Genomic DNA, 12,982 nt, shown 5'->3' on the forward strand with positions numbered 1-12,982 from the left:
TTAGAGTGCTAACCAATAGCGCAAACTATTTACTATATGATCAACGTCGCTTAAACCGTTAAGCCGTTCTAAGGTTTCTAAAGCCATTATTGGCGAGTCAGTAACCACCCCATTTACCCGTAAATAATAAAGTCGCTCAACGTCTGCAGCATTGTTAACTGTCCAAACATGTACTTCTTGGCCACGCTGCTGGGCGCTAAAAAGTCGCCAAGCGTTCACCCATTGCTGGTTCACAATCAACATATCAACATTTTGTTGAACCGCCGACTCACCAAAACTGGCTGCAGCAATAAAGGCAGTGCTAATCCTATTTGCCAACTCGGTACCGCTTATTTGCAGCTTTAGTTCTTCAAGCAGCTCAATGTCTAAACTACTTATGATGACCGGGTATGGATATTCTTTTAAAGACTCTAATAGCGCCGGAACCAAGGCTAAAGAATTGTTGTAGCGTTTAAGTTCAATGTTTAAGGTAATCTTGTTGGCGCTCTTTTTTAACCAATAAGGTAAGGCCTGCGGTTGGCTAAAACCTGCGTCCACAAAGGCCTTTTGAATTTGTGCAAATGAGCTTTCTGGCACCACCAAATTACTTCCCGTTAAACGGCGTAAATCGCGATCGTGAACCACAGCAATTTGACCATCAGCGGTTAACTGCACATCAATCTCGGTCACCGGCAGTTCCAGGTTTATCGACTTTTGTAAACCTTCTAAACTGTTTTCTAAAGCCAACCAGCCTCCAGCCCGATGTCCCATCACCAGCATTGAGCTTGGCTCGCTAAAGCGCTGACTAAAGGCGCCAATTTCCTCTTTCATTTCACTAGCGCCCAACAACAAAACAGCAATAAACATCAGCCGCAAGCCTATGTGAACGCGATGATTTTCATTAAGAACCTGTTGGTGCTGTTTGCTTACGCTTTCTTTGTGTTGTTTTAGCAATACCTTAAATAGATAGAACTGAATACTTGCGTACAGCCAAGTGTCTAAAAAGCTAAGAACAGAGCCACCCGCCAGCACTGTTGCACTGAAAAGAAATAATACTAAGGGAGTGACGTCTTCAGGCGCCCACCAATTTAAACTAATGCGAAGTAACCAAATAAAGCCAGCGATCACCGCAACAAATACAGAGGTGCGTAAGGCAAACCAAGCAAGGTTCAAACACAAAATTAACTTACGTTGGCCAATACTTAATTGGGTGGAATCTTTAAGCTGAGCAAGCAGCGGCTTTTTCTGCAACATACAAAATGGCAAGGCAAACCACCAGTTAAGCCATTTAGCACCAAGCCAAACAGCCAAGGGTAAGCCGCCGATACTTAAGGCGGCAAAATAAAACCAAAGCTGATTTCGTTGCTGGTCTAGATAATAGTTAATGTCCCAGTCGGCTAACATTAAGCCAAACAACCAACGGCCAATAAACAACAGCGTACAGCTGATGCTAATCAGCAAGGCAGATTGCAAGAACGCTAACCTAGCGATTGTCCAAGCACGATTAACCAGTAAACGAATCGCCTGCGACACCGAACGTTTGTTCACTTCGTGCTGCGCAAGTAACAAGGTTAAAGCACCCTGCTGCAAGAAGAAGTTGAATAAGGCCATCGCGACTAGCCAAATAGCAAACAAATAGCCGCTGGGCGATAAGAAGAAAGCCAATAGCTCTTGATTGGCAACCCCCTTTAGCCCATACCAAGACATCAACGCTTCACTCACCACTATCGACAAAGGCGCAAATATGGCAAGCCAGCTAGCTTGCACTAATAGATAAGCACCAAACATGGCTATGCCGCGATTCTTTAATGAGCTCGCCAAGTAATAAACAAAATGGCGAATACGGTGCAGTAAGTTTGGCAACATATTAACTACGCTCTAGAGCTAAGGCCATGGAACTTACTTCTGATTGAGAAACTTGGGCGCGTTGTAGTTCTAATTGTGGATCCTTATCAGCAGCCATTGCTAAAGCATAGCGTGTATCAAACTGGCTTAACAAAGGCTCCGAGGCGGCACTATGAAAATGCTTTATTCCCTGCTTTTTTAGCATAGCTAAGTTGTGAGCACGAACGCCCCCAGCCACTATCCATTCGATATTTTGATGTTGTTGCTGTATGGCTATTAGCAATAATAATCCCTGCTCGATGTAATTTTGTTGTCCTGAGCTCAACACCCTATTTATGCCTAATTCGCTAAGTTGCGTTGCTGCAACTGTAGGATTAGCGGTGCAATCAAAAGCGCGATGAAAAGTGCTAGCTAAATGAGTAGAAGCTGCAATAAGTCGCTTGCAGGCATCAAGATCAACTGTAGCTTGGTGAGTTAACGCACCAAACACCACGCCGTTAAACCCTAACTGCTTAACTAACTTAATGTCTTCGACCATTTGTTGTAGTTCACTGTGGCTATAACAAAAGTCTCCACCACGTGGGCGAATCATTACCACAATGTCAATTTTTGGTAGATATTGGCGGGCTTGCAGCAGTGCGCCGTAACTCGGTGTAGTACCTCCATCACGCTGTCCTGCACATAACTCTATGCGCGTAGCACCACCTTTGATGGCACTAATAATGTCATTTTCACTATAACAACAAATTTCCAGCGTATAACCAGAAGGGTCTGAAGAAACCAAACAAGTAACCACTTTAAAAAATACTGGCTTGATTATAACGGATTATTGTTTAGCAACGAGTCACTATGCAAAACATAAACGGCGCTTTGTTTAACTAGATCAAAAATAATCAGCCAAAATAACTGTGCTTTTACTCTAAAGCCAGTCACTTTTGCCCCTGAATAGATTAACAATAAGAAAAATCGAAGGTTTTCCAGCTCACAACTTAGTCGCCCAAACAAGCGTTTTACTAAATAACTGTGTATATTGGCTAAGTTATTCTAAGGAAAGAAGACATTTTCGGGTGAAACAATGACACGATTTTCTCTATATTTGTTGACTGCTGCACTAGCGATCAACGCAAACTTGGCGCATAGCAATGAATACTTATTTGTAGGCACTGGCAACGTAAGTGGTGTTTACTACCCAACTGGCAATGCATTATGCCGACTTCTTGAACAAAGCAACGAACACCGAAAATTAAGTTGTACCGCCGAAAGCTCGGGTGGTTCTAGTGATAACATAGAAGCGCTAAAAGCCGGCGACATTGATTTAGCCATTGTTCAATCAGACGTTCATTGGCAAGCCTACCAAGGTGCTGGTGAATTCGCTGAACAAGGTGCTTATAGTGAATTACGTTCACTGCTTTCACTCTACTCAGAAGCCTTAACTGTATTGGTTAACGCAGATCTAAATGTTAGCCAAATTGATGAGCTTAAAGGCCATGCTCTAAACCTTGGCCCAGTAGGTTCCGGTCAATATTCCACCATGCAGGTGGTTATGCAGCAGTTAAACTGGCAAGAGTCCGACTTCTCTAAAATTACCAACCTTAAACCAGACGAACAAAGTCGTGCTCTTTGTGGGAAGAAAACCGATGCCATTATTTATGTTGTTGGCCACCCGAATACTTCGATAACCCGTGCTACCACTATGTGTGAGTCAAACTTATTGAGCTTGTCGAAAAAGACCATTATGGCGCTGGCAGAAAAGTACGAATACTTCTCCCCAGTTACCATTAAAGGCGGTACCTACCACGGAAATCCAAACGATGTATCGTCAATTGGCGTAAGTGCAACGCTGGTGGCCGATAAACAACTCTCGGAGCAAACGGTATATAACTTTGTTGCAGCGATATTTGAAAACTTAAATACCCTGCGCTCTCTGCACCCGGCTCTTTCGGAGCTGAACGTAGAGCAAATGATAAATACCAACTTAAGTGCACCACTTCACCCTGGCGCACTACGTTATTATCGTGAACAAGGTTGGGTAAACTAAGCCTTAGTTATCCCTGCATGCGCCGATATCTGGCTAAGTGGCAAGTCTAACTTGTCACATAGCCTATCTAATTCATTGTCTACTACCTGATTCCAATCTTCGCATTGCCCTTGCCAACCAAGGCTTTCTAGCCAGTCTTGGCACACCTTTCGATTAGTAAACAAATCATGCAGATAAGAGCCTTGGATGTTATTTAGCTGCCACCCCGTTGCTTGTTCAACAAAGCTATCTACCTGAACTGAACATTGGGTTTGCCCATGATGAATTTCATAACAAGCTATTGTTTCATCACAGTAGTTAATGCTTCGTTGAATCGTCGTTTTTACATTTGAATAAACAGTAGTTAGTGGCAGCAAAGCTAAACCATCAAACGTTTCACCTTCTACAGAACTAGGATCTAGGTTACGTTCACCCAAAATCTGTAAACCACCACAAATGCCCGTTACCCGAACGCCTTGTTTAGCCGCCTTAATAATTTGCTTGTCTAAACTTGTTTTTGCTAAATGCTTTCGGCTAGCAGCCACGTGTTTAGAACCAGGTAAGATAATGGCGTCAAAATGGCATAGGTCTTGGTTGTCGCGCATTGGTACAACATTAACCCCGGGTTGATACACCAAAGGATCAAACTCATCTAAGTTGCTGGCATAGGGGTAAACAATTAATGCAATATTCAAACAATTAGCTTGCCAAACGCTGCGGTGAAAAAAGTTGTCTTCTTCTGGTAATTGATGCTCAGTCCATGGGATCACTGCCACTATTGGTATGCCGGTTTTTTCTTCTAACCACACATTGGCATCGTGTAATAAAGCCTGTTCACCTCGAAACTTGTTTAGCACAAAACCTTTTACAAGCCGTTGTTCTTCTGCACTTAAACACATCCATGTTCCTAGTAGGTGCGCGTATGCCCCGCCGCGGTCGATATCAGCAATAAGATAAACCGATGCCTTACAATGCAAGGCTACTTCCATATTTACGATATCACTTTTACGCAAGTTAACTTCAGCAGGACTTCCAGCTCCTTCAATAACAAGTTGAGAAAAACCCTGTTGCAAGCGAGCCAAGCTAGCGGTTACCGCAGGCCAAAGTACAGATTTTCGTTGGTGCCAATCTTTCGCTAACAGCTCATGGCTTACTTCGCCATTCACCACCACCTGAGCGCCTTTTTCGCTATGTGGTTTTAACAACACAGGGTTCATATCTATGCTAGGTGTTTGCTTTGCGGCTATCGCCTGTAGATATTGGGCGCGGCCAATTTCTCCGCCTTCTTGAGTCACCGCGGCATTGTTACTCATGTTTTGTGCTTTAAACGGCGCAACGTTGCTACCAAGGTTGGATAAATGGCGACAAACCAGTGCGCATATCAAGGATTTACCCGCATCGCTGGTGCAGCCCATAAACATGATTGGAGATTGGTTCTTGGTAGTGTTTTGCATTAGTTATCGTTGTTCACTAACAAACAGGCTAATACATCGCGCCACGTCACAAGCCCCAGCAACTTATTCTGCTCATCAATCACCGGCAAACAGCTAATGCCTTTATCTACTAAGTTATGGCCAGCGTCGCTAATGCTGGTATTGGCGTCACAACACAATGGCTGGCGAGTCATCACATGGTGAACTCGCTGGGTTAAGGTATGCACATCACGTTGGCTTTCAGCTGCTTTTCCCAAATAAGGGCTGAGTGAGGCTAACAAATCTGATTCAGTAAGAACGCCAACCACAGCGTCTTCATCATCGAGTACCACTAAGTGATGAAAACTCACATTATCAAAAATGTCTTTTATATCGAATAGCCGCTGATCCATGCCTACGGTAACAACTCGAGTTTGCATAATATCTTTGATATTCAAGTGATTCTCCAATCTGTTGGGCTTAATTCCATTATAAACATAAGCCACTTTAATTGGTGGCTTAGTTATTACAAACTATAGAAAATTTCATCTACATCCGTACACTAGGCTTGTAATCAATAAGAGTTAACAATGATGGCTTACCAAATAATTCCCGTTACTCCATTTCAACAAAATTGCACCCTTATCTGGTGTGATAAAAGCAAACAAGCTGCGATTGTCGATCCAGGCGGTGATCCGCAATTGATTCAAGCAGCGGTAGAGAAAGCTGGTGTTGAAGTCACCAAAATCTTGCTCACCCATGGCCACCTGGACCATGTAGGCGCTAGCAGCATTATTCAGCAGCGCTACCAAGTACCGCTGATTGGTCCACATAAAGATGATGATTTCTGGATCAGCAAAATGGCAATGCAATGCCAAATGTTCGGCTTTCCTGAGGTGGCTAGCTTTACCCCTGACCGATGGTTAGAGCATGGTGAAGTGATTGAAGTTGGTGAATTAAAGTTAGAAGTACGCCATTGCCCTGGCCATACGCCTGGTCACGTGGTGTTTGTCGATCACGACAATCAATTGGCTATTGTGGGAGACGTATTGTTTAACGGTTCAATTGGACGAACCGATTTCCCCAAGGGCGATCACCCTACTCTGATCAATGCCATCAAAACTCAGCTTTATACGCTAGATGATGCCTATCAGTTTTTACCCGGACATGGTCCCATGTCGAGCATAGGGCACGAAAAAGAATTTAACGGTTACACCCGTTAACAAAAAAGGCACCTAACTAGGTGCCTTTTTTATAATTTTATTCCGTTTAACCCAGTATTTTGCTTCTGTCGCGATACAACAAATAAGCGCAACTTAACCACACTCCTATAGCCATAAAGAACAGTGGGTACTCTCTGGGGCATCCATCTTGTAAGCAGCTTAAATCGGTGTAAGGAAATAGCCCAAGCGGGGTGAAAATGTGAAAGAATATCGCGCCAGACATAACCCCTAAGCCAATCAATGCGCCATAGAAACGAGTAGCTTTACGCAAAATTAAAATGCTGGCCACTAACTCTGCTAATCCAATCACTGTTTCGCCGTATTGGCCAAACAGGTCGCCAATAAGATTAAGTCCTAAACCATCTCGTAACCACTGCCCAACGGTGTCAAATATGTACACGGTAATATCTGCAGGGCTGCCAAACCAACCAGCAAACTTAAAGAACAGAGATTGTAAAAATACAAAGGCGACGTAAATAGATAGAATGATTGAGATGTGCTTTTTCAAAGCTAACTCCATAATTTAGGATCTTGTTTAAGCGTAGTCGAATTAAGCACCTTAGTGCTTATTCTTGCCAATCAAAGACCTAGCAACATTAGCTTCCATTTCAGCAAAGCCCAACTATTTTTCAATAGTTGGGCAAATATATATAACAGTCTGCAGTTTTAACTAGTCATTGCTTGCTGGGAAAGTAGCAATTAGTAACTCAGGCTCTGGTTGTTTTCTGCTAGAAAAGCGCTCACGTAAAGTTTGGAACAACACAAAAAACGCTGGAACAAACAAACAGCCAAGCACCGTAGCTGCCAGCATTCCACCAAACGACGCCATACCAATTGCTTGCATCGCCGCAGCCCCAGCTGAAGATGCTAGCATTAACGGCACTACTCCTAGTATGAAGGAGAATGCTGTCATCAACACAGCACGAAAACGCAATTTAGCTGCTGCAACGCCAGCTTCTACAATGCTATAACCTTTTCGCTCTCGTAATTGCTTAGCAAACTCCACAATAAGAATAGCGTTACGGCTTGCCATACCTATAAGCAGCATAATAGCGATTTGCGAGTACAGGTTGATGGTTGTGCCGCTAAGTAAAACCGCTGACAAAACACCAAATACCGCAGTGGGCACTGCTAGCAAAATAGCTAATGGCGTTAACCAAGATTCATACTGAGCAACCAAAAACAAGTAAGTGAATAACATGGCAAAAGCAAACGCAATGAGGCTAGCGTTACCTGCTTGCTGTTCTTGTAAGGTTAAACCGGTCCATTCATAACTAAACCCTGTAGGTAAAACCTCAATAGCAAGCTGTTCCATTGCCGCAATGGCTTGACCTGAGCTGTACCCTGGCATGGTAATACCATTAATTGTGGTGCTGCCTGATACGTTGTAGCGAACCAAAGAACTAGGGTTAAGCACCGTACGAACCGATACCAAGTTGCTTAATCGCACCATCTCGCCTTGGCTAGAGCGAACATAAAGATTCGATAAATCATCGATTTGTTGTCTAGAGTCTGCTTCGGCCTGCAGCATTACTCGGTAGTTTCTTCCACCTTTTGTAAAGTCGTTAATGTAACTTCCACCGTATTGCACGTTAAGGGTATTTACTATGTCACCAAAGGCAACACCCATCGCAGCAGCCCGCTCTTCGTTAATGTCGAGGTACAAGTTAGGCATACTGATGCTAAAGGTAGAAAAGGCCGAGGCAATTTCTTCACGCTGATTAGCTTTTTCGAGTAACTGTTCGAGTACCTCAGCAGTTTTTTCTGGCCCCTTGCCCATTTCATCTTTAAGCACAAATTCAAAACCATTCACCATACCTAGTGCAGGAATGGCCGGTAAGCCAAAGGCAAAACCCACACCTTCCGGTAAAGCATCAATGGCAGCTTGTACTCGTGCAATAACCTGATCTTGATGTTGTTGCTTATCTGATCGCTGGTCCCAGTGTTTTAGACTGAACACCAACAAAGCAGAGTTTGAGTTACTCGACTCGTTTAATAAGTTGTAACCAGCGGCAGAAAACGCCATCTCAATATCGGGATCATCTGCTAATGACTCCACCAATAACTTAGTCATGTCGCGCGTGCGGTTAAGCGCTGCCCCTTCCGGTAAATCAACCACCGCAAAAAAGGTTCCTTGGTCTTCATCGGGTAAGAAGCCACCGGGTAAACTAGCACCTAAATAAGCGCTAGCCCCCAAAAACACCGAGAACAACAACACCGCAATACTTACTCGGCGACACAACACTGCTACGCCTTTGCCAAACAATTCGGTAAAACGTTCAAAACCGCGGTTAAATGCTTGAAAGAAACGGTTTGGTTTAAGATCGCGATTCATTAGCATCACGCATAGTGCTGGCGTTAAGGTCATCGCAACCAAGGTGGAGATAACTACAGAAACTGAAATGGCAATGCCAAATTCAGCATAAATAATTCCCACCATGCCTGGCATCACAAGCGTAGGCCCAAACACCGCTAATAGCACAGCAGCTGCAGCAATACATGGACCAATCACTTCCTTCATGGCTATTTCTACACACTCTTTCACTGGTTTTGTGGTTTCGTGCAGCAAGCGCTCTACGTTTTCAATCACCACGATGGCGGCGTCAACCACCACACCAATAGCTAACACTAATCCAAATAAGCTAATGGTATTAATGGTAGAACCAAATGCTTTCATTACTGCAAACGTTGCTATAAGAGAAACAGGGATGGCTATCGCAGGAATCAATGTAGCTTGCCAAGTTTGCAAGAATAAATAGGTCACCAAGGTCACTAAAATTAATGCAATTACCAGTGTTTCTTGTACGTTGTAGATGGAGACATCGATAAATTCGGTAGCATCATAAGGCAAAGAAAACACCATGCCATTTGGCAAACTTTGCTCAAGTTTAGCCATTGCGGCTCGTACATCTTCAGCAACTTGCATGGCGTTGGCAGTTGGATCTTGGTAGATCATCATAGCAACCGATTCTTGGTTGTTTAGATAGGTATCAACCAAATATTTTTGCGCTCCCAGCTCAATACGAGCAACATCTTTTAAGCGTACTAAAGTGCCATCGGGATAGGCTTTAACTCGAATGTTACCAAAGGCCTGCTCGTTGGCTAATCGACCTCGAACTTGCACAGTGTATTGCCAATCATTATTTCCGGTTACCGGCTCGGCGCCTACACTGCCTGCACCTCGCACAGCATTTTGATCGGCAATAGCAGCAGAAATATCATTAACAGTTAAATCTAAAGCCTGTAAACGCTCTGGCTCAAGCCATACTCGCATGGCATATTCTTTTTCACCTAGGGGCGTTACTTTACTTACGCCTTTAATTCTGGATAAAGTTTCTCGCACAATGCCAGTTAAGTAGTAGCTTAACTCTAAGGTGTCGTGAGCACCGGTCTGAGAGTTTAGGCTTGCAATCATTAGCATCGAAGGGCTCAGCTTTTCTACATAAATACCACTGCGCTTAACCTCATCGGGTAGTAAGGGCTGAGCTGCATTTACCCGATTTTGTACCAAGGTAGCCGCTCGGTCTGCGTCAAAACCAGTCTCAAAGGTTACGTTTAAATTGTATGAACCGTCATTGGAAGAAGTTGATTTCATGTAAATCATTCCTTCAACCCCGTTCACTTCTTTCTCTATTACCGAGGCAACGGTATCGTTCACAACACTAGAATTAGCGCCGTTGTATTGAGTGAATACGTTGATCATAGGCGGTGCAACATCGGGATACTGTCCTACCGGCATGGTGTAAGCCGCTAAAGCGCCTAACACGCTCATGATCACCGATAGTACGATGGCGGTTTTAGGGCGCGAAATAAAGAACTTAACCATACTAACCTCGCTGTCTTACTAGGCTGCCATCACTTAGCTTTTGTTGGCCTCTAGAGACCACAACATTGCCATCTTCTAAGCCCGTTAATACTTCAGTTTGATTACCCAACTGAAAGCCCAGCTCTACTGGCTGCAGTTTTGCCTTGCCTCCGCTTACCCTATAAACAGCAGGCCCGTTAGCGGTTTGTACTAATGCTCTGCTGGGGATCACAATCGCTTGTTTCATTTCACGCAATACCACTTCAACAAATTGGCCAACAAATACACTGTCGTCATTGGCAAATTTAAAACCTACTGCTAGTGCGCCAGTAGCCGGGTTAATTTGATTGTCGATAAAATCAAGTTCACCAGCTAATGGGTATTTGCTGCCATCTAAAAATCTCGCCAACACTTCAAATTGGGAGCTACCATCACGGTATTGCTGAATAGCTTTTAGAACTGTTTTCTCATCAATACTCACAGTAACTTTAAAGTTACTGTCATCAACGATAGAGGCTAACACTTGGCCTACCCCAACCGTATCGCCAGGGCTAAATTGAGTTTGGCTAATACGCCCAGAACGCGTAGCTTTAATCTCGGTTCTGCTTAACAAAAGCTCTGCATCGTCTACTTGCTTTGCAATGGCTTTAAGGCTGGCTTGATTAACCAAAAATTTGGTTTCTATATCTTCTAGTTCTTGTTTAGAAATGGCATCGCCTAGTTGCTTAGCGCGTTGTAGGCTTTTAAGTGCAGAATTGTATTTGGCGGAAACGTTAACCAAATTAGCTTGTAAGCTGGCTAGGTTAAGCTCAAATTCCAGAGGGTCTAGACTAAATAGTAATTGGCCTTGCTCGACAAAATCCCCTGCTTGAAAGTGCTTATCAAGTAAGGTTGATGTAACTCTCGATATCACCCTCACTTCTTCATTTGCTAATACTGTGGTTGTGTACACTTCTTCAAAGGTAAGTTGCTGTTGAGCAGCGTTGGCGAGATCTACGGCAACGATAGCAGTGGTTTGACTTGGCTTAGCGTCTGATGTGTTAGATGTTTCGCAAGCACTGATAAACACACTGGCCAATAACAAACTAACTAGTCTTATTTTCATGTTTTGCCCTTATTTGTTGTTTTGTCCTTAGCGTTTTTGCAATTGGTTAGTCATCCTTGTTTGCTTATGGTAAACCGCTATCGTTAACAACTAGAATTAGCACCTATCAGTTTTGCTTAAAGCTTTTTCCCTAACCATTGGCCAGTAAATACCACTGGGTGAAATAACAAAAAAAGGAGCCAATAGGCTCCTTAAGATTCAAAAATGGTTTATGCCGCTAGGCAAAGCTCAGATTTAGCAGATTGCTTTTGTTTGTTATCCAAGGCTGCACTTAAACGGGTTAGCAATAAGGCGCCAACAACAATCAATGCTCCAGCCCAAGGAGTGTGTTCTACCCCAGCATTGGCAACTATCATTCCGCCGCCCCAAGCGCCTATAGCAATGCCTACGTTAAACGCAGCAATGTTTAAACCGGAAGCAACATCCACTGCGTTGGGTGTATATTTTTCGGCTAACTTCACCACATAAACCTGTAAGCCCGGCACATTGCCAAAGGCAAAAGCGCCCCACACTAGAATGGTTAAAACAGCGGTGATGGGGTTAACCGCTGTAAAGTTGAATACCAACAGTACCGAGGCTAAACCTAAGAATATCCAGCTTAGTGCTTTGGTTGGGCCTAAACGGTCAGCCATTTTTCCACCCCAAATGTTACCAAAAGCGACCGACACGCCATACACCAACATAATCAAACTAATGGCGCTGGCGTTAAATCCACTTACGTCCTGCAAGATAGACGCTAAAAAGGTAAACGCAGTAAACGAACCACCGTACCCTATAGCGGTTATTGCATATACCAACAACAATCGAGGCTCTGTTAATACTTTAACTTGCTCAGATATTTTGGTGGCAGGCGCTTGCTTCAAATTACTAGGTACCAAAACAGCGCTGCCAATAAGCGCAATTAAACCCAAAATCGCTACTACTAAAAATGTGGTTTCCCAACCAAAATGTTGGCCAATGTAGGTACCCAAAGGCACACCAGTAACAAGCGCTACCGTTAGGCCGGTAAACATAATGGCTATTGCGCTAGCGGCTTTTTCTTTTGCCACTAAACCCGTTGCGATGGTCGAACCTATAGAAAAGAACACGCCATGGGCTAAACCTGTAAGAACTCGCGCACCCACAAGGGTTTCATAACTCGGAGCCTGCCAAGCTAATAAATTGCCCGCGACAAATAAACTCATCACCGCCAGCAGCACTTGTTTGCGTGGCCACTTGCCAGTTAATGCGGTTAACACGGGGGCACCAACCGCAACACCTAAGGCATACAAGCTCACTAACAATCCAGCAGAAGGTAAAGAAACCGCTAAGTCTTGGGCCATAGTAGGAATCAACCCCACTATCACAAACTCGGTGGTTCCAATGGCAAAGGCACTTAAAGTAAGTGCAAGTAAAGCTAAAGGCATAACAGTAATCTCTCGTCATCGATTAGGTTGTTGCTCTACGCAACAGTTGATTGCAGGCATTATTAGTTAATTAACTTTTGTCAGAAATGGCAGTATCAACAAAATACTTTTGTAGAAAATGTAAGTAAAAAAGCGATAAATCTAAGAAAACTTTTGTAATAAACACTAGTATTAAGCATTCACTTTTGTT

The 12,982-nt window shown here is 43.7% G+C and carries 10 protein-coding genes; 2 read left to right on the top strand and 8 right to left on the bottom strand.

Going from position 1 to position 12,982, the window contains the following annotated elements:
* Both OV592_RS11605 and OV592_RS11610 read right to left on the bottom strand, forming a co-directional pair.
* Positions 1–1,845: a glycerophosphodiester phosphodiesterase gene (locus tag OV592_RS11605; protein WP_406608679.1), complete on the bottom strand. Its 1,845-nt coding sequence runs from the start codon at positions 1,843–1,845 to the stop codon at positions 1–3.
* Position 1,846: 1 nt separating this feature from the next.
* Positions 1,847–2,608: a copper homeostasis protein CutC gene (locus OV592_RS11610; protein WP_406608680.1), complete on the bottom strand. Its 762-nt coding sequence runs from the start codon at positions 2,606–2,608 to the stop codon at positions 1,847–1,849.
* Between the two features lie 291 nt (positions 2,609–2,899).
* Here OV592_RS11610 and OV592_RS11615 point away from each other — a divergent pair, with 291 nt between their 5' ends.
* On the top strand, positions 2,900–3,862 hold the full coding sequence (locus OV592_RS11615) for a TAXI family TRAP transporter solute-binding subunit (protein ID WP_406608681.1): 963 nt from the start codon (positions 2,900–2,902) through the stop codon (positions 3,860–3,862).
* Here OV592_RS11615 and OV592_RS11620 read toward each other — a convergent pair.
* Together OV592_RS11620 and OV592_RS11625 are read right to left on the bottom strand one after the other, a co-directional pair.
* Complete coding sequence (locus OV592_RS11620; RefSeq protein WP_406608682.1) at positions 3,859–5,295, bottom strand: cobyric acid synthase; 1,437 nt, start codon at positions 5,293–5,295, stop codon at positions 3,859–3,861. The two genes, OV592_RS11615 and OV592_RS11620, sit on opposite strands and share 4 nt — an antisense overlap.
* Positions 5,295–5,711: a CBS domain-containing protein gene (locus tag OV592_RS11625; protein WP_406608683.1), complete on the bottom strand. Its 417-nt coding sequence runs from the start codon at positions 5,709–5,711 to the stop codon at positions 5,295–5,297. The genes OV592_RS11620 and OV592_RS11625 overlap by 1 nt, the downstream gene beginning before the upstream one ends.
* Positions 5,712–5,843: 132 nt before the next feature.
* On the opposite strand from OV592_RS11625, the gene OV592_RS11630 reads away from it, so the two are divergent.
* Complete coding sequence (locus tag OV592_RS11630; RefSeq protein WP_406608684.1) at positions 5,844–6,476, top strand: MBL fold metallo-hydrolase; 633 nt, start codon at positions 5,844–5,846, stop codon at positions 6,474–6,476.
* A 46-nt stretch (positions 6,477–6,522) separates the two neighbouring features.
* Here OV592_RS11630 and OV592_RS11635 read toward each other — a convergent pair whose 3' ends face one another.
* The 4 genes from OV592_RS11635 to OV592_RS11650 all read right to left on the bottom strand — a co-directional run bounded on the left by OV592_RS11635 (position 6,523) and on the right by OV592_RS11650 (position 12,792).
* Positions 6,523–6,984, bottom strand: a complete 462-nt coding sequence (locus OV592_RS11635; RefSeq protein ID WP_406608685.1) for a hypothetical protein — start codon at positions 6,982–6,984, stop codon at positions 6,523–6,525.
* A 162-nt stretch (positions 6,985–7,146) separates the two neighbouring features.
* Complete coding sequence (locus OV592_RS11640) at positions 7,147–10,302, bottom strand: efflux RND transporter permease subunit (RefSeq protein ID WP_406608686.1); 3,156 nt, start codon at positions 10,300–10,302, stop codon at positions 7,147–7,149.
* Between the two features lies 1 nt (position 10,303).
* The gene (locus OV592_RS11645) at positions 10,304–11,386 is read right to left on the bottom strand and encodes an efflux RND transporter periplasmic adaptor subunit (RefSeq protein WP_406608687.1); all 1,083 of its coding nucleotides are present in this window, start codon (positions 11,384–11,386) and stop codon (positions 10,304–10,306) included.
* Between the two features lie 209 nt (positions 11,387–11,595).
* Positions 11,596–12,792: an MFS transporter gene (locus OV592_RS11650; RefSeq protein ID WP_406608688.1), complete on the bottom strand. Its 1,197-nt coding sequence runs from the start codon at positions 12,790–12,792 to the stop codon at positions 11,596–11,598.
* Between the last annotated feature and the right edge of the window lie 190 nt (positions 12,793–12,982).

It is taken from the genome of Agarivorans sp. JK6 (assembly GCF_045277145.1).
GTDB classification, from domain to species: Bacteria; Pseudomonadota; Gammaproteobacteria; order Enterobacterales; family Celerinatantimonadaceae; genus Agarivorans; species Agarivorans albus.

Excerpts from the sequence above, each read along its gene's own strand:
- OV592_RS11605 (WP_406608679.1), bottom strand. The coding sequence starts at position 1,845 with ATGTTGCCAAACTTACTGCACCGTATTCGCCATTTTGTTTATTACTTG.
- OV592_RS11615 (WP_406608681.1), top strand. The coding sequence starts at position 2,900 with ATGACACGATTTTCTCTATATTTGTTGACTGCTGCACTAGCGATCAAC.
- OV592_RS11620 (WP_406608682.1), bottom strand. The coding sequence starts at position 5,295 with ATGCAAAACACTACCAAGAACCAATCTCCAATCATGTTTATGGGCTGC.
- OV592_RS11630 (WP_406608684.1), top strand. The coding sequence starts at position 5,844 with ATGATGGCTTACCAAATAATTCCCGTTACTCCATTTCAACAAAATTGC.
- OV592_RS11640 (WP_406608686.1), bottom strand. The coding sequence starts at position 10,302 with ATGGTTAAGTTCTTTATTTCGCGCCCTAAAACCGCCATCGTACTATCG.
- OV592_RS11645 (WP_406608687.1), bottom strand. The coding sequence starts at position 11,386 with ATGAAAATAAGACTAGTTAGTTTGTTATTGGCCAGTGTGTTTATCAGT.
- OV592_RS11650 (WP_406608688.1), bottom strand. The coding sequence starts at position 12,792 with ATGCCTTTAGCTTTACTTGCACTTACTTTAAGTGCCTTTGCCATTGGA.